The 19,314-nt window shown below is 75.6% G+C and carries 14 protein-coding genes and 2 pseudogenes; 7 read left to right on the forward strand and 9 right to left on the reverse strand.

What is annotated here, in order from left to right:
* Window positions 1-775, forward strand: a pseudogene (locus tag AB0R04_RS36905) (hypothetical protein); the annotation flags it as partial.
* Window positions 776-945: 170 nt separating this feature from the next.
* Window positions 946-1,719, forward strand: coding sequence for an enoyl-CoA hydratase family protein (locus AB0R04_RS36910; RefSeq protein ID WP_363378299.1), 774 nt, complete (start codon window positions 946-948; stop codon window positions 1,717-1,719).
* 124 nt (window positions 1,720-1,843) lie between these two features.
* On the opposite strand, the gene AB0R04_RS36915 is transcribed toward AB0R04_RS36910, so the two are convergent.
* Window positions 1,844-2,605: a maleylpyruvate isomerase family mycothiol-dependent enzyme gene (locus AB0R04_RS36915; protein ID WP_363378301.1), complete on the reverse strand. Its 762-nt coding sequence runs from the start codon at window positions 2,603-2,605 to the stop codon at window positions 1,844-1,846.
* A gap of 168 nt (window positions 2,606-2,773) precedes the next feature.
* Between AB0R04_RS36915 and AB0R04_RS36920 the strand changes: the two genes are divergently transcribed.
* Complete coding sequence (locus AB0R04_RS36920; RefSeq protein WP_363378303.1) at window positions 2,774-3,523, forward strand: DapH/DapD/GlmU-related protein; 750 nt, start codon at window positions 2,774-2,776, stop codon at window positions 3,521-3,523.
* Between the two features lie 51 nt (window positions 3,524-3,574).
* Here the strand turns inward: AB0R04_RS36920 and AB0R04_RS36925 are convergent, their stop codons facing one another.
* A complete protein-coding gene (locus AB0R04_RS36925) occupies window positions 3,575-5,071 on the reverse strand; it encodes a helix-turn-helix domain-containing protein (protein WP_363378305.1) in 1,497 nt (498 codons plus the stop codon).
* A 258-nt stretch (window positions 5,072-5,329) separates the two neighbouring features.
* Here AB0R04_RS36925 and AB0R04_RS36930 point away from each other — a divergent pair, with 258 nt between their 5' ends.
* Entirely contained in the window at window positions 5,330-6,145 is an 816-nt protein-coding gene (locus tag AB0R04_RS36930) for an alpha/beta fold hydrolase (protein ID WP_363378323.1), read from the forward strand.
* 94 nt (window positions 6,146-6,239) lie between these two features.
* Here AB0R04_RS36930 and AB0R04_RS36935 read toward each other — a convergent pair whose 3' ends face one another.
* Both AB0R04_RS36935 and AB0R04_RS36940 read right to left on the reverse strand, forming a co-directional pair.
* Window positions 6,240-6,821, reverse strand: coding sequence for a HutD family protein (locus AB0R04_RS36935; RefSeq protein ID WP_363378307.1), 582 nt, complete (start codon window positions 6,819-6,821; stop codon window positions 6,240-6,242).
* 159 nt (window positions 6,822-6,980) lie between these two features.
* Window positions 6,981-8,252, reverse strand: a complete 1,272-nt coding sequence (locus AB0R04_RS36940) for an MFS transporter (protein WP_363378309.1) — start codon at window positions 8,250-8,252, stop codon at window positions 6,981-6,983.
* Between the two features lie 116 nt (window positions 8,253-8,368).
* Between AB0R04_RS36940 and AB0R04_RS36945 the strand changes: the two genes are divergently transcribed.
* Both AB0R04_RS36945 and AB0R04_RS36950 read left to right on the forward strand, forming a co-directional pair.
* Window positions 8,369-9,547, forward strand: coding sequence for an ROK family protein (locus AB0R04_RS36945; protein ID WP_063351577.1), 1,179 nt, complete (start codon window positions 8,369-8,371; stop codon window positions 9,545-9,547).
* 142 nt (window positions 9,548-9,689) lie between these two features.
* Window positions 9,690-10,889 (forward strand): PLP-dependent cysteine synthase family protein, encoded by a 1,200-nt coding sequence (locus AB0R04_RS36950; protein ID WP_363378312.1) that lies wholly within the window; start codon window positions 9,690-9,692, stop codon window positions 10,887-10,889.
* 159 nt (window positions 10,890-11,048) lie between these two features.
* On the opposite strand, the gene AB0R04_RS36955 is transcribed toward AB0R04_RS36950, so the two are convergent.
* The 5 genes and pseudogenes from AB0R04_RS36955 to AB0R04_RS36975 form a co-directional block, all read right to left on the reverse strand.
* Complete coding sequence (locus AB0R04_RS36955) at window positions 11,049-13,493, reverse strand: right-handed parallel beta-helix repeat-containing protein (protein WP_363378314.1); 2,445 nt, start codon at window positions 13,491-13,493, stop codon at window positions 11,049-11,051.
* Between the two features lie 243 nt (window positions 13,494-13,736).
* A complete protein-coding gene (locus tag AB0R04_RS36960) occupies window positions 13,737-14,615 on the reverse strand; it encodes an MOSC N-terminal beta barrel domain-containing protein (RefSeq protein WP_063350158.1) in 879 nt (292 codons plus the stop codon).
* A 568-nt stretch (window positions 14,616-15,183) separates the two neighbouring features.
* A pseudogene (locus AB0R04_RS36965) lies at window positions 15,184-15,624 on the reverse strand (DUF6643 family protein); the annotation flags it as partial.
* Window positions 15,625-15,969: 345 nt separating this feature from the next.
* Window positions 15,970-16,419 carry a large conductance mechanosensitive channel protein MscL gene (mscL, locus tag AB0R04_RS36970; RefSeq protein ID WP_063350160.1) on the reverse strand — a complete coding sequence of 150 codons (450 nt, stop codon included), beginning with the start codon at window positions 16,417-16,419 and terminating at the stop codon, window positions 15,970-15,972.
* 206 nt (window positions 16,420-16,625) lie between these two features.
* Window positions 16,626-17,756, reverse strand: a complete 1,131-nt coding sequence (locus AB0R04_RS36975) for a glycosyltransferase family 4 protein (RefSeq protein ID WP_363378317.1) — start codon at window positions 17,754-17,756, stop codon at window positions 16,626-16,628.
* Window positions 17,757-18,079: 323 nt separating this feature from the next.
* Between AB0R04_RS36975 and AB0R04_RS36980 the strand changes: the two genes are divergently transcribed.
* The coding region (locus AB0R04_RS36980) for a glycosyltransferase family 4 protein (protein WP_363378319.1) at window positions 18,080-19,314 on the forward strand (1,235 nt) is incomplete at its 3' end.

The following is a 19,314-nucleotide window of genomic DNA, read 5'->3' on the forward strand; positions in this document are numbered from 1 at the left end:
GTCCCACCGCCTCCCCGCCCACCGCCTCCCCGCCCACCGCCTCCCCGCCCACCGCCTCCCCGCCCACCGCCTCCCCGCCCACCGCCTCCCCGCCCACGCGCACCCGGCCCCGGTCGCGCCGTCCGCGGAACCGGGGGACGGCGGTGCCCGGCGGGGCAAGCGGCGCAATCCGGCGCTGCGGGACGGCCCGTTCCTGGTCGTGACGGTGCTGAACGCGGTCCTCGCCCTGCAGTTCGCCGTCCTGGAGGTCGGCGTGCCGCTGTGGATCGTCCATGACACCGAGGCGCCCCGGATCACCGTCGCGGGCACCCTGATCGTCAACACCCTGCTGGTGATCGCCCTTCAGGTGCGGGCCACCCGGGGGACGGAGGACCGGGCGACGGCCGCTCGGCTCTGCGGCCGCGGGGGGCTGCTGCTCGCCGCCTCGTGCCTGGTCGTCGGCCTCGCACACGGCCTGCCCGCGATCGTCGCCGCCGTGGTGGTGCTCGGCGGCGTCGCGCTGCAGTCGCTGGGCGAGGTGTTCGGCCAGGCCGGCGGCTGGGCGCTCAGCTACGACCTCGCGGGGGAGCGCGACCACGGCGCCTATCAGGGCGTGTACAACGCGGGTTCGGCGGCGTCGATGATGGCCGGTCCGGCCTTGGTCAGCACCGCCGTGATCGGGTTCGGTCTGGCCGGCTGGGCCGTCCTGGGCGCGGTGCTGGCGGCGGCGGGCCTGGCGATGGGCCCCGCCGTCCGGTGGGCCGGGCGACGGGAAGGGGATGCCGAGGCTCGGTGACGCGGCCACTCCCGGACGAGCGCGAGGGCCTCGATCCCGATCAGCACCTCGGGCCGGATTGGCTCTGGCCGAGGGGCGGGTGGGCGTGCCAGAGTCGTCCGGGCGTCGCCCGGGCACCCGGGGCGGCGCGGCAGTCCGACCCACCCTCAGCCGGAAGGCAGGCCCCGCCGATGACCAGCGCAGAGCCCCTCGTCCGCGTCACCACCGCCGACGCCGTCACCACGATCACCCTCGACTCGCCGCACAACCGCAACGCACTCTCCACCCGGCTGATGGCCGAGCTGCACGCCGGTCTGGCGGTCGCCGCGGCCGACCCGGAGGTCCGGGCCGTGGTGCTCGGGCACACCGGCAAGGTGTTCTGCGCGGGTGCGGACCTGTCCGAGGCGACCGGCGCGGACCCGACGGTCGGCCCGCGCGGCCTGGTCGAGCTGCAGCGGGCGATCGTCGACTGCACCAAGCCGGTGATCGCCGTGATCGACGGGCACGTCCGGGCCGGCGGCCTCGGCCTGATCGGCGCGGCGGACCTCGCCCTCGCCGGGCCGGCCGCGACCTTCGCGTTCACCGAGGTCCGGCTCGGCCTCGCGCCCGCCGTGATCTCGCTGCCGCTGCGCCCCAAGCTGGACCCGCGTGCCGCCTCCCGCTACTACCTCACCGGCGAGGTCTTCGACGCCGCCGAGGCCGCCCGGATCGGCCTGATCACCCGCGCCACCGAGTCCGCCGAGGACACCGGGGTCGCGTTGAAGGGCCTGCTGGACGCGCTGCGCCAGGGCTCCCCGCAGGGGCTGGCGGAGTCCAAGCGGCTGGCCAACGCCGAGGTGGTGCGGTCCTTCGAGCGGGACGCGGAGCGGCTGGTGGAGCTGTCGGCGCGGCTGTTCGGGTCGGCGGAGGCGCAGGAGGGGATGCGGGCGTTCCTGGAGAAGCGGCCCGCGCGCTGGGTGCGCTGACCTCGGGCCGCTCCACCCCCGGGCCACTCCATCTCCAGACCGCCCCGGCCCCCGGCCCCCGTTCCCAGCGCGCGGCGCGCTACCCGCGGCGCTCTACACGTGGTGCGCTACGTGCAGCGCGGCCTCAGCCGATGACCGCGCTGGTCCGCCAGAGTTCGAGCAGCGCCTCGTCGCCGGCGAGTTCGACCTGCGCGGACCCGACCGGGAGCCGGTTCCACAGCAGCAGGTACAGGTCGTGGGCGGGGCCGGTGAGGGTGAGGTCGGCCGGTTCGGCGGCGCCGCCCGTGCCGACGGTCGGCGGCTCCTGGGTGATGGTCAGCTGCCAGGAGCCGGGGCCGTCGGTGGTCCGGACCCCGACGGTGCGGGTCCGTTCGCTGCGCAGCCGGGAGCGGCTGCTGGCCACGAAGCCGCTCAGCAGTTCGTCGATGCCGTCGAGGGCGAGGGCGGTGTCCACCCGGGGGCCCTCGGTGCCGGCCGCCGCGTCGGCGTCGGCGCGGTGGACGGCGGTCTCGTGCGCCTGGCGGCGGGCCCAGAACCCGAGCGGGCTGGGCGACGGCAGGAAGCTCCAGCACTCGACGTCGGCCGGGGTCCGGGTGAGCGTGTCCACCAGGGCGGCGTGGCCTTCGCGGAACCAGTCGAGCAGTGCCGCGTCGGACGGCGCCGGCCCGATCGCGGCCCGCCTGCCGTCCTCGTCGAGGGGCGCGGGCAGGCCCTGGGAGGGGTAGGCGGCGGCCCAGCGGTGGACGTTTCCGACGTGCCTCAGCAGGTCGTTGAGGCTCCAGTCCGGGCAGGTCGGTACGGGGGCGGCGAGGTCGGTCCGGGCGGCCGCTTCGGCGAGCAGGGTGCCCTCGCGGCGCAGGGCGTCAATGTGTTCGGTGATCTCCATGGGGGGAGTGTTGCACCGGAGCCCGCCGGCTGGTTGCGGTTTTCGGACCCGCCCGGGCGGCGGGCCGGGCCTGGCCGTGGGAGGCCGCAGGCCAGGGCGGGTGCGGGGCCGGTGTGATGTTGACCGCCCGGCGGCCGGCCGGACCCTACGGGCCGGTAACGTGAGGGCATGCCGATAACCCGTTCGCTGCTCTCCGCGGTCCGAGCCGGTGGCCGCCGTGCCGCCGGCCGCCTCGTCCACCGGGGCTGGCGCTGGGTGCAGCGGACCGGTGCGGTCACCCGGCAGAGCCCGGGGCCGTACCGGTTCGGCGAGTTGGGCGACGGTACGACGCTGGCGTTCCCGCTCGGCGCGGTCTTCAACGAGCAGTGGATCACCATCGGGCCGTTCTCGATCATCGGCGAGCGGGTCACCATCAGCGCCGGTTTCCTGCCCGGCCTCGACCTCGGGCCCGAGCCGATCGTACGGATCGGCGGCGGCTGTGTGATCGGCCGGGACAGCCACATCGTGGGCCACCAGTCGATCGTCCTCGGCGACGACGTGTGGACCGGGCCCGGTGTCTACATCTCCGACCAGGCGCACGAGTACCGGTCCACCGACCTGCCGATCGGCAAGCAGTGGCCGCGCAACGAACCGGTGGAGATCGGTGCCGGGAGCTGGATCGGCACCGGCGCGGTGATCCTGCCGGGGGCCCGGATCGGCCGCAACGTGGTGGTCGCGGCGGGCGCGGTGGTGCGCGGCGAGGTGCCCGACCACAGCGTGGTGGCCGGGGCGCCGGCCAAGGTGGTCCGCCGTTGGACGGCCGAGGAGGGCTGGCAGCCGCCGCTGCGCCACGACGCACCCCAGCCGGTGCCGGACGGCGTGACGGCGGAGCAACTGCGGGCCCTGGTGGGGTGGGACCTGCGGTTGCCGGGGGAGTAGGGCTGATGCACCCGCGCCGCCGTTCCCGGTGGGGCGGGTGCCGGTACGTCGCTATCGGACTGCGGGGGCCTGTTCGGCGGCGCGGGCGGCGATGGCGGCGGTGATCCGCAGGACGTCGGCGGGGCGGGCGGGGTCGAGGCCGGTGAGGGCGGCGATCCGGCGCAGCCGGTAGTCGACGGTGTTCGGGTGCAGGTGCAGGGCGCCCGCGGTGTGTCGCCGGTTGAGCCCGCCGGCCAGGTGGGTGCGCAGGGTGGTGAGCAACTCGCCGCCGTCGGCCAGTGGTTCGAGCAGTGCGGCGAGCCGGGAGCGGGCCTGGCTGGGGCGGGTGAGCTGGTATTCGAGCAGGACGTCGTCGAGCCGGTACAGGCCGGGCGGACGGTCGAACGCGCGGGCCACGTCCAGGACTTCGTACGCGAGCGCGGCCGCGCCCGGCACCTCGTCGGGTGCGGCGGCCGCCGCCGCGGCCAGGACGGGGACGCCTCCGGCCCGGGCGGCCGCGGCGACGGTGGCGGCGAGGTGCTGCCACGGGAGTTCGGCGGGCATGCCGGGGCGCCCGGACGCTCGCTCCGGCCGGGCCTCCGGGGGCGGCCCGAGCGGGACGAGTACGAGGCCGCCCGAGGGGGTGAGCGCGGTGATCGCCGACTGCCGCGTCCGGTGGTCGAGTTCGGCGACGAGCCGGCGGAGCTTGCGGCGGCCGGCGATGCCCGGGTCGACGCCGGGGGCGCGCTCGTCGGGGTGGTCGGCGACGGACAGGCACAGGACGGCGTACCGGGGCGGCAGTTGGAGCCCGGCCCGGGCGGCGGCCTCGTCCGCCGGGGTGCCGGCGAGCAGCGCGGTGAGCAGCGACTGCCGGGCGGCGCCGCGCCGGTCGCCGGTCGGGTGGCGTTCGTCGAGGTAGCCGGCACCGGCGGCGGTGGTGGCCTGGCGGAGCTGGTCGAGCAGCAGCCGGTTGAGGACGAGCAGGTCGGCGGCGTCGCCGTCGCGGGCGTGCCGGGTGACGAACTCCCAGCAGACCTCCAGCCCGAGGTGGTGGGCGAGCAGGACGGCGTCCAGCGGCAGGCCCTCCTCGGCGCGGCGGGCGGCGGCCTCCCGGACGGCGGCGAACTCCTCGTCGGGGGCGGGGAGTCCGGTGCGGACGGCGTGGGCCAGGGCGCGGATCCGGCGCTCGGTGTCGCGGGTGATTTCGCCGGTGAGTTGTTCGCGGGGCAGGCGGTGGTACACCGGCACGCGGTCCAGCAGGGCGGCGACCACGCTCTCGGCCAACTCGCGTACACCGCCCAGGAGTCGCTGGTCGGCCGGTCGGCCGCCGATCACCGGGACGCGCCAGCTGGGCGCACGGACGGGTGTGCGGTCGGCGGTGTGGTTGGCGGTGTGGTCGGGCGCGCGGTCGGCGGTGTGGTTGGGGACGGCGGTGGGCTCGGGCGTACGGACGGGCGTGCGGTCGGCTGCGGAGGGGGGCGCTGAGGCGGGCGCGGAGTGCGGCTCGGAGGGGGGTGTGGCGTCGGGTGAGCGGCCGGGCGAGGCGGCGGGTGCGTTGTGACCGGTCACAGAGAACACCGTCCAGGTCTGGGGAACGCCCAAGGGCCGGGCCGGAGGGGCGACCGCATGATGGAGCCACTCGGGTTACCTGTTGGTAACAAACTTCCGCCGTGGAGGCAACAGTTGAGAACCCCACTTCTCCGCTTCTCCGCAACTCCCGTGCGCCGCAGGCTCGGCGGGGCCATCGGCGCGACCGTGCTGGCGGGCGCGCTGCTGGCCGGCGCGTCGGCCGCCCCGGTGAGCGCCGCGACGTCCCCCTCCGCCGCCATCACTGCGGCCGCCGAACTGCCGCCCGACGGTGACTCGGTGGCCTCGCCGCCCGGCGCCAACGACTGGAACTGCCGCCCGAGCGCCGCCCACCCCGATCCGGTGGTCCTCGTGCACGGCACCTTCGCCAACCGCTACGAGAACTGGCTCGCGCTCTCCCCGCTGCTGAAGGGCCTCGGGTACTGCGTCTTCGCGCTCGACTACGGCACCATCCCGGGCGTCACCTCCAGCGGCAGCGGCCTGCTGCTGCCGATCGGCGGCCTGGGCCCGGTGCCCGAGTCGGCCGCCCAACTCGGGCGGTTCGTCGACCTGGTGCTGAAGGCGACCGGCGCGGCCAAGGTCGACATCGTCGGGCACTCGCAGGGCGGCATGCTGCCGAACTACTACCTGAAGTTCCTCGGCGGCGCCGCGAAGGTCGGCCGGATGGTCGGCCTGGCGCCGTCCAACCACGGCACGACGCTCGACGGGATCACCAAGCTCGTGCCGTACTTCCCCGGCGTCGCGGACCTGATCTTCACCGTCTGCCAGGCCTGCCGCGACCAGGCGGTGGGCTCCGACTTCAACCGCACGATGGCCTCCCGCCCGGACACCGTGCCGGGCGTGAGCTACACGGTGATCTCGACCGTGTACGACGAGGTCGTCACCCCGTGGCGGACCCAGTTCCTGACCGGCCCGGCCGTCGACAACGAGGTGCTGCAGAACCACTGCCCGATCACGCTCGCCGAGCACGTGGCGATCGCGTTCTCGCCGACGGCGCTGCACCTGGTGACCAACGCCCTGGATCCGGCGCACGCCACACCGGTGTTCTGCGGCTGAGCCGCACCCACCGGAACGCTGCGGCCCGGGAGGCCTCCCTCCCGGGCCGCGGCGTTCCGGTGTCCGTGCGCCCGTGCGCCCCGGTTCCTCGGCGTCAGCGCGACGGGCGGAGCGTGACCACGGCGGTGACCCCGCCGGCCCGGACCAGCACCTCGCGCGGACCGGCCCCCTCCAGCAGTGCGGCGTCGTAGCGGTCGAGCACCGTGTCACCGTCGACGGCGGCCGAACCGGCGAGGCAGACCAGCAGGACGGTCGCCCCCGGCGGGACGTCCACGACGGCCGGTGCGGTCAGCACGTCCACGGCGGCGGCGACCCGGCCGCGACGGGTCATCACGTTGAAGTCGACCACCGGGCCGGCCGACAGTCGACAGTCCGTCACGGCGTCACCGGGGAAGGCGAAGGGGCGGAAGGGCGCGTCGACCAGCTGCTCGGCGCCGTCGACGGTGAGCGTCATGCCGGGGCCCTCGACCAGGGTGATCACCCGGTCGACGCCGGGGAACGGCGAGAACGGCCCGGCCGACGCGACGTCCGCGAGGCTGACCCGCCAGTCGAAGGCGTCCAGCCCGGCCCCGACCGGGAAACCGGCGACCTCCCTGGTCACCCCGCCCCCGTTGAGCCACGTCGTGGCCGGGCGCTCGGCCGCCCGCAGTATCTGGATCCGTCCGCTGCTCGTCATGGCCCGCATCCTGCCACCACGTCCGCGCGCGGACGCGTCGGGCGTCGCCCGGGGCCGTCGGCGGTGGGGTCGGTCGGACCGGCCGTGCCGACGACCCGGGTGCTCCCGTCAGCGCCGACAGACAGTCAGCGCCGACGGACGGCCAACGCCGACGGACGGTCAGCGCCGACGGACGGCCAGCGGCAGGAGCGCCCCCGCCGTGGCCGCCACCGCGACGGTGGTCAGGGCCATCGGCAGCCCCGCCGCGTCGGCGAGGAAGCCGATCACCACCGGACCGATCAGCATGCCGCCGTACCCGAGCGTCGAGGCGAACGCGACGCCCTGCGGACCGCCCGCCGCACCGGCCCGGGCGATCGCGAGGGGGAAGAGGTTGGCGAGGCCGAGGCCGACCAGGACGAACCCGCAGACGGCCAGCGGCACCACCGGGGCGAGGGCGGCGACCAGCATGCCGGCCGCCGCGGTCAGGCCGCCGAGCAGCATCAGCCGGGTCTGGCCGAGCCGGATGGACAGCCAGGTGCCGCCGACCCGTCCGCTGGTCATGGCGAAGGCGTACGCGGCGTACCCGGCGGCGGCCGTCCCGGGGCTGGCGTGGACGTCGTCGGTGAGGTGGAGGGTGGTCCAGTCGGCGATCGCGCCCTCGCCGTACGCGGTGCACAGTGCGGTGAGGCCGAGCAGCAGGACGAGCAGCCGCAGGTGCGGGGCGGCGCGGCCGGCCGTGGTGCGGGTGCCGTGGCCGTCTGTGTCGTTGCCGATGGCGTCGCCGTCGCCCGTGCGGCCGGGCGCGACCAGCGGCGCGGCCGGGCTGCGCAGCAGGACGACGCCTGCGGCGGCGGTGACGGCGAGGCCGAGCAGACCGCCGAGCGCGAGCGCCCAGGCGGTGCTCAGCGCACCGGCGAGGAGCCCGCCGAGGCCCGCGCCGAGCAGACCGCCGAGGCTGTACCCGGCGTGGAAGCTCGGCATGACGGGCCGTCGCAGCTGCGCCACCAGGTCGACGGCGGCGCTGTTCATCGCGACGTTGGCGCCGCCGTACCCGGCGCCGAAGAGCAGCAGCACGCCGCCGAGCGCGGTGACCGAGTGGGCGTGTGCGGGCAGCGGGACGGCGAGGCTGAGCAGGGCGAGCGAGCCGACGGTCACCGGGCGCGAGCCGTACCGCAGGCACAGCCGCCCGACGAGCGGCATGGTGAGGACGGCGCCGATCGACAGGCAGAGCAGGGCCAGCCCGAGGGCGCTGTGCGAGGCGTTGACCTGGCTGCGGATGTCCGGGATGCGGACCACCCAGGCGGCGAAGAGGAAGCCGTCGACGGCGAAGAACGCGGTGAGTGCGAGCCGTGCAGAGCCCCAGGGGCTGTCCGTGCCGGGGGGTGTGCTGCGAGACTGGGGGGAGGTCTGGTCGGGTCGAGGACGCGGGCGGATTTTGTTTCGAAGCGGCACAAAGTCACAATAGGGGCGTGCAGCTCTCACCTTCAAGTCCGCGACCAGGTTCCGGAACCGACCTCGAAGCGCAGCGCGACGCCCACCGCCGCGCGGCCCCCGATCGCGGTCGGACGCTGCTCGGCCCCGCGCTCTCGCTCATCCACACCGGACAGACGCCCACCCGCTCCGCGCTCACCCGCGCGCTGGACGTCACCCGGGCCACCGCCGGGGCCGTCACGGCCGAACTGGAGGCGCTCGGGCTGATCACCGTCGACTCGCGCCCGGCCGGCGGCGGACGCGGACGCCCCTCGCACCGGCTCGCGATCGACCCGCAGGGCCCGGTCGTGGTCGCCGGGCAGATCCACGCCGACGGACTGAGCGTCACCCTGGCCGGCCTCGGCGGCCTGCTCGACCCGCCCGTCCACCTGCCGCTGCCCGCCGCCACCGACCCGGTCCGGATGCTGCGCGCCGTCGCCGAGGCGGGCGCCGAACTCGCCCGCGCGACCAGCCGGCGCTGCCTCGGCGCCGCGCTCGCCCTGCCCAACCCGGTCACCGAACCCGACGGCGCCGCGCTCGCCGCACTGCACTTCGCCTGGCCCAGCGGCACCCCGGTCGCCGACCTGTACGACGTCGAGGTGGGCCGCGCCGACCACGGCCCCGGCGCCCGTCGGCCACTGCCCACCGCCCTCGCCAACGACGCCAACCTCGCCGCGCTCGCCGAGTACCGGCACGGTGCCGGGCGCGGTGCCCGGCACCTGCTCCTCGTCACCTCCGGCCACCGCGGCGTCGGCGGCGCGCTGGTGATCGACGGCCACCTGCACACCGGCAGCGCCGGGCTGGCCCTGGAGGTCGGCCACCTCACCGTCGACCCGCAGGGCCGGCTCTGCCCGTGCGGCAACCGGGGCTGCCTGAACTCCGAGACCGACCCCGACGCACTGTTCGCCGCCGCCGGGCTCACCCCCGAACCGGGGCGCCCGCTGCTCGACCAGGCGCGCGAACTGTGCCGGGCGGCCGCCACCGACGATCGCGCGCGGGCCGCCGTGGAACACGTCATCGACCGGCTCGGGCTCGGACTCGCGGGCGTCGCCAACATCCTCAACCCGGACCGGGTGGTCCTCAGCGGGCTCCACCTCGACCTGCTGGAGGCCGCGCCCGAGCGGCTGCGCGCGGTGGTCGCCGAGCGCAGCCTGTGGGGGCGCAGCGGGCGGGTGCCGATCGTCGGCGCGGAGCTGGCGCACGGCGCGCTCGCGGGTGCGGCGGAGCTGGGCTGGGGGCCGTACCTGGCGGACCCGCAGTCGGTGACGGCGGGCTGAACCCGGGGCCGGGCATCGGGCTGGGGGCGACGGGTCGGACCGGGGGCGATAAGCGGAAGCTGGGACTGCGGAAACGGTCACTTATCGTGACTCTCCTACACTCGTAGTGAGCAGTGGGGGGTCGTAACGAGGGAGAGTGGCCATGAGCACCCAACCCGGCGGGACCCAGTCCGGCGGAGCGAGCGGCATCGAGCCGACCGCGAGCATCGAGCCGACCGTCGACGTCGCGCCGACCACCGGCATCGAACCGACCGTCGACGTCGACCGGACCGACCCGCAGTACCGCGCCTGGCTCAAGGAGGCGGTGCGCAAGGTCCAGGCCGACGCCAACCGCTCCGCCGACACCCACCTGCTGCGCTTCCCGCTGCCGGGCGAGTGGGGGATCGACCTCTACCTCAAGGACGAGTCCACCCACCCGACCGGCTCGCTCAAGCACCGCCTCGCCCGCTCGCTCTTCCTCCACGGGCTCTGCAACGGCTGGATCCGCCCCGGCAAGCCGGTGATCGAGGCCTCCAGCGGCTCCACCGCCGTCTCGGAGGCGTACTTCGCGCAGCTCGTCGGGGTGCCGTTCATCGCGGTCATGGCCAAGAGCACCAGCCAGTCCAAGATCGACCTGATCGAGTTCCACGGCGGCGAGTGCCACCTGGTCGACCGCTCGGACGAGGTGTACGAGGCCTCCGCCCGGCTCGCCGAGAGCACCGGCGGGCACTACATGGACCAGTTCACCTACGCCGAGCGGGCCACCGACTGGCGCGGCAACAACAACATCGCCGAGTCGGTCTTCGCCCAGCTGCGCCTGGAGCCGCACCCCGAGCCGGCCTGGATCGTCGCCACCGCCGGGACGGGCGGCACCTCGGCGACCATCGCCCGGTACGTGCACTACATGCAGTACGACACCCGGATCTGCGTCGCCGATCCGGAGAACTCCTGTTTCTTCGACGGCTGGGTGCACCATGACCCGGACGCCGTCTGCGAGCGGGGCTCGCGGATCGAGGGCATCGGACGGCCCCGGATGGAGCCGAGCTTCGTCCCGGGGGCGATCGACCGGATGATGAAGGTGCCGGACGCCGCCTCCATCGCCGCCGTGCGGGTGCTGGAGCAGGTGCTCGGGAAGAAGGCGGGGGCGTCCACCGGGACGGGGCTGTGGAGCGCGCTGAAGATCGTCGCCGAGATGAGGGCGGCGGGGCGGCGGGGCAGCGTGGTCGGTCTGATCTGCGACCCGGGCGACCGCTACCTGGACAAGTACTACTCGGACGACTGGCTGGCCGGCGAGCGGATCGACATCGCGCCGTACCGGGCCGTGCTGGAGTCCTTCCTCGCCGGCGGCGCCTGGACGGGCTGACGCCGAGGTCGCCGGCCCCGCCCGCTCGCCTGCCCGCCCACTCGCGTTGGCGGCGGCGGCGAACAAATGACAGCGAACAGATAACAGATAACAGATTTCAGACTCTGTTATCTGTTCGCGGCCCTCCCCGCCCGACGCCACAGCGCCGAGCCCCCGGGGTCAGGGCAGCGGCGCGCCCGGCAGGTCGGCCGGGACGAGGAGTTGGAGCTCCTCCGTCGAGGGGTCCGCGAGGTGGGCGACCCGCATCGCGTGCCGCTCGACCATGGTCTCGAAGACCTGCCGCGCGGTGCGCCCGTTGCCGAAGTTGGGGCCGCGCTCCAGCCGGGCGAAGTGGTCCAGCAGCACGCCCTCGGTCGCCTCGGCGAGCGCGTACTCGTGCTCGGCGCACTGGGCCCGGGCGATCTCCAGCAGCTCGTCCGCCGTGTAGTCGGGAAAGGTGACGGTTCGTGAGAAGCGGGACGAGACACCGGGGTTGGCGGAGAGGAAGCGCTCCATCTCCAGGGTGTAGCCGGCCACGATGACGACCACTTCGTCCCGGTGGTCCTCCATCAGCTTGACCAGGGTGTCGATGGCCTCCCGCCCGAAGTCGCGCGCGCCGTCCTCGGGGGCGAGCGCGTACGCCTCGTCGATGAAGAGCACCCCGCCGCGCGCGCGGTCGAAGGCGGCGGCGGTGCGGATCGCGGTGGAGCCGATGTGCTCACCGACCAGGTCGACCCGGGCCACCTCGACCAGGTGTCCGCGCTGGAGCACCCCGAGTGAGGCGAGGATCTCGCCGTAGAGCCGGGCGACGGTGGTCTTGCCGGTGCCGGGGGCGCCGGTGAAGACCAGGTGCCGGCGCAGCGAGGGCGCCTTGAGCCCGGCCTGGCGGCGGCGCTTGCCGACCGAGATCAGGTCGATGAGCGTGCGCACCTCCTGCTTGACGGTGGCCAGCCCGACCAGCGCGTCCAGTTCGGCGAGCGCCTCGTCGGCGGGCCGACAGTCCGGGATCGGGGCGATCGCCGAGGTGGCGGCCGACGCGGCGGACGTGGCGACGGCGGTGCCCGCCCCCCCGGCCCTCCCGGCCAACGGGGCACTGGCGGAGGCCAGTTGGGCGGCCCGCGGGCCCGGCACCTCGGCCGCGCCGGCGGCCGGTCCGACGTCGTCCGAGGTGCAGCCCTCGGCGACCGGCCCGGGCTCGGAGAACTCGAAGCCGGCCCGCTCGTTCTGCTCGGCCCGGCAGCGGGTCAGCTGGGTGCGGCAGCCGTCGATGATGTGGAAGCCGAAGCCCTTGCCGTGCGAGACCCGGCAGTCCTCGAAGGTGCCCCGCCCCTGCGCCGAGACGTATACGCCGGCGTCGGTGCTGGCCCGGACGGTGCAGTCGCGCAGCACCGGGTCGGCGCCCTTGGTGACGATCACCCCGGTGGCCACGTCGGAGATCTCGCAGCCGGTGAGCAGGCCGCCGCTGCCGTGGTCGCGGAACCACAGGCCGGTGCCGGCCTCCTGGACCCGGCAGCCGGTGAGGGTCACCGCCGCGCCGCCGCTGACCGAGACCGCCGAGCTGCGGATCCGGCTGAAGGAGCAGTCCGCGGCGGTGGCGGCGGAGTCCCGGTCGAGGACGAACAGCGCGTCCGGCAGGTCGTACAGCGAGCAGTCGGTGAGGGTGAGCCGGGCGCCGTCGCTGACCCACAGCGCCGGGTACTCGCCGGTGGAGCCGTGGATCTGGCAGGACTCGGCGACGGCCTCGGTGCCTTGGTCCCAGACCGAGAGCGCTCCGCGCCCGAAGTCCCGGACGGTGCTGTGGTTGAGGCTGAGCCGGGAGCGGCCGCGCAGGTCGGCGCCGTTCTCCGGCAGGTCGTGCACCCGGCAGCCGGTGAGAACGAGTTCGGCCTCGCCGTCCAGGGTCAGGCCGTTGCCGGTGACCCGGTGGATCTCGCAGTCGACGAGCCGCCCGCGGGCCTGCGATTCGGCCTGGACGCCGCTGCCGCGGATCTCGTAGATCTCGCAGCCGGTCAGTTCGGCGGCGCTGCCCGGGTCGGAGAGCAGGACGCCGGCGCCGACGGCGTGGTGGACCCGGCAGCGGTCGAGGGCGGCGGTGGCGCCGCCGAGGACGGCGAGTCCGGCCTGCCCGGCGGCGGCGACCTCGCAGTCCTCCAGGGCGGCGGCGGTGCCGGGGCCGCGCAGGCGCAGCCCGAGTCCGGCCGGGTTGGCGACGACGCAGCCGCGCAGGGTGGGCCGGGCACCGTCGGTGATCTCGATGCCGGTGGCGGAGCGGGTCTCGATCCGGCAGCCGCTGAGCGAGGGTGCGGTCTGCGGCCCGGTGATCAGGACGGCCGGGGTGGAGCTGTCGCCGCCTTCGACGACGAGGTCGCGGACGATGGCGTCGGCGGTGACGGTCAGCGCCACTCCGGACGGCGGGTCGATCCGGACGGTGCCCGGGCCCTGGGCCGGGACGATCGTCACGGGCTTGTCCAGCAGTACGTTCTCCCGGAACGTCCCCGGCCGGACGGTCACGGTGTCGCCCGGTTCGGCGGCCGCGAGGGCCTCCGCGAGGGTGTCGTACTCGCCTGCGCGGCGGCGCCAGCGGGATGCGCTGTCCTGGGTGACCCGGACCCTGTGCTCTGCCATGACGGTCTGTCGTCCCCACCTTCGTCGAGCCGGCGTTCAACGGGCCGTACGCGCGGGCCGCCCGCCCACCGTAGCGCGCCTCCATGGGTGGTCCGGTCGGCCGCGGTCGCGCGGGCACCGGGGGCTCGCGCCTTCGCCACAGGTTCCGACCACATGTTCAACGAGCGCGCACACCTGTGGTTCCGAGACGGGGACGCGCCGCGGGGGCGGCGGGGGGAGCCGGTGAACCGGAGCGCCGCCGGTTCACCCCCGCGCGTCGGCGGGCCACTGCGCCCCGTCCTCCAGGACCTCGACCCGGTCGCCGACGCGCAGCGTGCCGAGCACGTCGCCGGTGGTGCCGGCCGGCCGCTCCGGGATCAGGTTCTGCCCGAACGCGGCCTTCTTCAGCAGCCGGTGGTGCCGGGCCAGGGTGCGCAGCGGTTCGGGGCCGCGCCGCTCGCCGCTCTCCTGGTCGGTGGTGGTGATGACGCAGCGGCCGCAGGGCTTGACGACCTTGAAGGTGAGGTCGCCGATCCGGATCCGGCGCCAGCCGTCCTCGGCCCACGGCTCGGCGCCGCCCACCACGACGTTGGGGCGGAAGCGCTCCATCGGCAGCGGCTCGTGGCCGTCGGGGTGCTCGGCGGCGATCAGTTCGTTGAGCCGCTCCAGGGAGGCGGTGGTGGTGAGCAGCAGGGGGAAGCCGTCGGCCATCGAGACGGTGGTGCCGGGCTCGGCGTAGTCGGGGTCGGCCGGCCGGGCGTGCGGGTCGTCCAGGTGGACCAGGCGGTAGTCGCCGAGGTGTTCGGCGATCCACCGGTGCGCTTCCTTGGCGGCCTCGGCGGCGCGGAAGCGGGTGCCCCAGACCTCGACCTCGGCGAGCGGGTCGCCGGCTGCCACGGCGGGCGCGGGGACCTCGATCCGGGAGCCGTCGGGGGCGGTGAGGGAGAGCGCGCCGTCGGGGAGCAGGTCGGGCCTGATCTGGCCGAGGGCGGCGTTCTCGCGCTGGCTGACGAAGCGTCCGGTGGTGTCGGCGAGCATCCAGCGGCGGTCTCCGGCCAGGCCCCAGGGTTCGACGGCGGCGGTGTCGGGGCTCAGACGGTACATGGACTTGACGGGGTAGACGTGGAGTCCGGTGAGCTGCATTCCCCCATCCTGCCAGCCGGTTCCCGGCGGTCCGCAGGACCCCCGTACGCGCACGGACCGCCCGGGACGCCGTGGGGGGCGTTCCGGGCGGTCCGTGGATGACCCGTTTCTCCGTACGCCCGGCGCGGGGAGCGCGCCGGGTGGTGCTCAGGTGGTGCGGGTGCGGGCCGGGTGGGGTCCGGCCCTGGAGGTCAGTGGCTCAGTAGCCCTGGCCCTGCTGCTGGTAGCCGCCCTGCTGGCCCCCCGCGTTGTAGGCGTTGTGGCCGGGCTCGCCGTACGGGCCCGGGCGCTGCGGCTGCATCGGGCGGACCGGCGCCATGGCCGGGCGCAGCTGGGCGCCGCCGAAGCCCTGGTCGCCGCCCTGGCCCTGGAAGCCGGGGCCGGCCTGGCCGGGGCCGCCGAAGGACTGCTGGCCGCCGAGGCTCTGCGGACCGCCCTGCGGCTGGCCGCCCGGCTGCCCGGGGCCGAACGCGCCCGGACCGCCGATCGGCTGCGCGCCGAAGGACTGCTGGCCGCCCTGGCCGCCGATGAAGGTGTTCTGGCCGCCGAAGCTCTGGCCGCCGGTCGGCTGGTAGCCGCCGCTGGCGGTCTGCGCGAAGGCCGGTGCGGCGGGCTGCGGCCGCTGGTACTGCTGGGGGGCGCCGTAGCCGGGGACGGGCGGCTGGGGCGCGGAGGCGTACGCCGGCGCGGGCTGCGCGGGGATGTACGCCGTGGCGGGACCGGCGGAGGGGCCGCTGCTCGGGCCGGGGCCCAGGGCGAGGCGGGCGGGCGGCAGCGCGGGGAGGTTGCTGCCGGCGCTCTCGTACCCGTTGCCGTACCGGTTCTCGTAGGACGGGCCGGCGCTGGCCCCGTAACCGGACGACATGGCCGGCGGAAGGGCCGCCGGCACGTTGATGGGTGCGATCTGGGGGACGCCGCGCTCAGCCACGAGGCTGTCGTAGATCGGCGTGCCGGAGGAGAAGGACGGAGAGGGGTAGCCGACTCCGTCGTAGGAGCGGGGCGAGGTCATGGGGCATACGGTAAGCCCACAACGCGCCTGCTGAGGAGAGCGGGAGGGGGAGCAGTTCGACTGTTTACACAGTCTTCGCTCGCACAAAGGTTTCGAAAGTAGGAAGAACGGACATACCGGCGTTCAGTTCCGGACAACCTTGGCGTGCCGTCAGTGATCGAACAGTACCCGGACGGCGGCGCGGCGAACCCTTGCGGTGACCGGGCGGTGGACGGTTCGGGGCCCGCCGGAGAAACTTTTGCGGACAGGGCGTGCGCCGGCGCATTCGAGCCCCCGCCGACGGTCCGACGAGGGCTCGTGAATGTTTCGGGAATAAAGTCCCCGTCAGCGGCCTCGGGCCCGTGGTCAGCTCGCCTGCAACGCCTGCGCCTGCGCCGGGAGGCCCGGCCGGCCCGCGACCTCCGAGGTGCAGAAGGAACAGCGGGTCGCCGCGGCCGGAATCGGGCTCAGGCACTCCGGGCAGTCGACCTTCACGACCGGCGCCGGCTTGGCCGACTCGAAGCGCGCCTGCAGCCTGCCGACCGGAAGCACCACGGCGAAGTAGATCACCGCGGCGACCAGCACGAACCCGATCAGCGCGTTGACGAAGACCCCGTACGGGAACCGGGTGCCGGCCACCTCGAAGGTCTTCTGGGTGAAGTCGCCGACGGCGCCGGTGGCGACCCCGATGAGCGGGGTGAGGAAGGCGGTGACGAACCCGGTGACCACGGCGGTGAAGGCCGCGCCGATCACGATGCCGACTGCGAGGTCCACCACGTTTCCGCGCAGCAGGAAGCTGCGGAATCCCTTGAACACCGGGTGACTCCAAATCCGTACGGGGAAGGGGGAGATGAGGCAGCGCGACGGTCGCCCCGGCCGGACATCCTGCCGACCGGGCCGGGCCGAGGTCCAACCGCGTTCACCCGATCCGCGTAACCGGCCGCAGGACACGCCGGCCGGGTCCGGGCGCAGCCCGGGCGCTCCGCGTACGGGTCGATCCGGCCGCCGCCGGGTCGCAGGGGTCAGAGCGGCCGCACCCGCAGCGCGCGCTCGTAGAACTCGACCATGTGCGCGGACACCTGGGACAGCGTGAACGAGGCCAGGAACCGTGCCCGCGCGGCCTTCGCCCGCACCCGCGCCGCCGCCCGGTCGTCCAGCGTGTCGACGACCGCCGCCGCCAGTTCGGCCGGCCGCTCCGGCGCCACCAGCCGGGCGTAGTCCTCCGAGCCAACCGTCTCGCGCAACGCCGGCACGTCCGCGCAGACCAGCGGCACCCCGACGCCCATCGCCTCGATCGCCGTGCCGCCCTGGCCCGCCCAGCGGGACGGCACGGCGAGCACGTCGGCAGCGGCCATCAGGTCGGCCACGTCCTCGCGCGGCCCGAGCAGGCGGACGCTCCCGGCGGACTCGGCGAGCGCCCGCAGCCGTGCGCTCTCCGGGCCCGCCGCGCCGGCGAGCAGCAGGACGGCCCCGGGCTGCGCGCGCCGGATCGCCGGCCAGGCCGTCAACAGCACGTCCAGGCCCTTCCGGTGGTGCTGGCCGGCGGCGGCCAGCACCACCGGCACGTCCTGCGCCAGCTCCAGCGCACCGCGCACGGCGGCCCGCCGCTCCGGGGTGGCCGTGCCCAGCAGCTCCGGGTCGAGCCCGCGCGGCACCACGTCGATCCGCCGCCGGGGGATGCGCAGCCGCCGTGCCATCGTGCCGGCCACGTGCCGGGTGAGCGCGTGGAAGCGGCGGGCGCCCTGGGCGGTGGCCGCGTCCAGGGCCTGCGCGGTGCGCATCCGCCAGGGGCTCGCCCCGTGCGCCGCCGACTGCTCCGGTCCGTACGCCGGGTCGAGGAGGCTGGAAACCACCGGGGTGCGGGCGGCCAGGGCGGCGGCGCGGCCGAGCACGTCCGAGGCGTGGCGGGCGGTGTGGACGAGATCGGGCCGGCGTTCGCGGATCAGCCGGCGCAGCGCGGCGGCGGTGGCGGCCCCGGTCGGTCGGCCGATGCCGAACACGGCGGCGCCCGCCGCGGTCAGCTCCGGCTGCCAGCCGCCGGGGGAGTCGTAGAGATAGGCGACGTCCAACGTGACGCCGGCGCGCACCAGTTGGGGAGCCATCGAGACCAGGGCGCGCTCCGCCCCGCCGGTCCGGTTCACGCTGTCGACCACCAGAAGCACCTGCACCGGCCACCCCCGCCCGCTGCGGGCGCGTCCGTTCTCCCGTGCCGGACGCCCCCTGACTGGTGATCAGCATCGCAGGTGGCCGTCGGGCCCGCCAGCCGTACGGCGGCCGGGGTCGGACGCCGGGGTGCGGCGAGGCGAGGCAGAGCGAGGCAGGGCGAGAGGGGGCGGAACAGGGCGCACGACGGGAGCAACCGGCGCACGGCCGCAGTCGACCAGCGCACATCAGGTGTATTCACGCGGGCGCACGGGCCACCACCAGGTTGCGCGAAGGGGCTGTACGGCGCGAGGCGCTGTGCCAAGGTCGGTCCATGCCCGACCATACGTCGGCCGACCCGGCCGGAACCCGTCCCCGCGTCCTGCACCTGATCAGTGATCCACGCCGCGGCGGCGCCCAGAACTTCGCCCGTGACCTCCACCGGGAACTGCGCCGCCGGGGCCAGGCCTCCGCCCTGTGCGCCCTCGCCCCGCACCCGTCCCCCGGGCCCACCGGGCCCGCCCTCCCCGGGCCCCGCGCCGCGGCCCGCACCGGAGTTCGCGCCGGGGCCGGTCCGGGCGCCAGCCCCGACGGGCCCGACCGGCAGCCCGACCCGCACCCCGGCGCCTGCACCGACGAGGAGGACTTACGCGCCGCCGTCCTCGGCTCCGGCCGCCTGCGCCCCGGCACCCTGCGGGCGCTGCGCGCGGCCGCCCGCGGCGCCGACGTGGTGCTCGCCCACGGCTCCGACACCCTGGCGGCCTGCGCCCTCGCCCTGGCCGGCACCCGCACCCCCTTCGTCTACGTCTCCGTCGGCCACCCCCGCTACTGGACGGCGAACCGGCTGCGCCGGGTGCGCGGCGGCGCGCTGATGCACCGCGCGGCCGCCGTCACCACGCTCACCGACGAGGCCCGCGCCGTCCTGGAGGGGCAGTTCCGGCTGCCCGACGGCAAGGTGCACGTGATCTCCAACTCCCGGGCCGCCGAGAGCTATCCGCCCGCCGACGGCCGGGCCGACCGGCGTGCCGCCCGGCACGCGCTAGGCCTGCCCGCCGACGTCCTGCTGGTCGCCTGGATCGGCGCGATCGCCCCGGAGAAGCGGCTCGATCTCGCCCTCGACGTCCTCGACCGGCTGCCGGACGTCCGGCTGGCCATCGCCGGGGACGGCCCGCTGCGCGAGACGCTGGCCCGCCACCCGGCCGCCGCCCGCGCCCACTTCCTCGGCGCCCTGCCCGATCCGGCGCCGCTCTACCGGGCCGCCGACGCGCTGCTGCTCACCAGCGACAGCGAGGGCGTGCCCGGCGCGCTGATCGAGGCGGCGCTGGCCGGCGTGCCCGCCGTCGCCACCGACGTCGGGTGGGTGCGCGAGGTGGTCCGGGACGGCGCGACCGGCGCGCTGGTCGCCCCCGGGAACCCGCTCGCCCTCGCCGAGGCGCTGGCCAAGGTGCTGGCGTGCAACCGTGCGGGCCTCGGCGCGGCCGCCCGGGCGCACGCGTTGGAGCACTTCGAGCTCGGCGCCGTGGTGGACGCCTGGCAGGGGCTGGTCGCCGAGGTGTGGGCGGGGGGTGG

Source organism: Kitasatospora sp. NPDC056731 (assembly GCF_040687675.1).
Classification (GTDB): domain Bacteria; phylum Actinomycetota; class Actinomycetes; order Streptomycetales; family Streptomycetaceae; genus Kitasatospora.

Bases quoted from the DNA above. Each gene is read 5' to 3' on its own strand.
- AB0R04_RS36910 (WP_363378299.1), top strand. From the start codon at position 946: ATGACCAGCGCAGAGCCCCTCGTCCGCGTCACCACCGCCGACGCCGTC.
- AB0R04_RS36915 (WP_363378301.1), bottom strand. From the start codon at position 2,605: ATGGAGATCACCGAACACATTGACGCCCTGCGCCGCGAGGGCACCCTG.
- AB0R04_RS36920 (WP_363378303.1), top strand. From the start codon at position 2,774: ATGCCGATAACCCGTTCGCTGCTCTCCGCGGTCCGAGCCGGTGGCCGC.
- AB0R04_RS36935 (WP_363378307.1), bottom strand. From the start codon at position 6,821: ATGACGAGCAGCGGACGGATCCAGATACTGCGGGCGGCCGAGCGCCCG.
- AB0R04_RS36950 (WP_363378312.1), top strand. From the start codon at position 9,690: ATGAGCACCCAACCCGGCGGGACCCAGTCCGGCGGAGCGAGCGGCATC.
- AB0R04_RS36955 (WP_363378314.1), bottom strand. From the start codon at position 13,493: ATGGCAGAGCACAGGGTCCGGGTCACCCAGGACAGCGCATCCCGCTGG.
- AB0R04_RS36960 (WP_063350158.1), bottom strand. From the start codon at position 14,615: ATGCAGCTCACCGGACTCCACGTCTACCCCGTCAAGTCCATGTACCGT.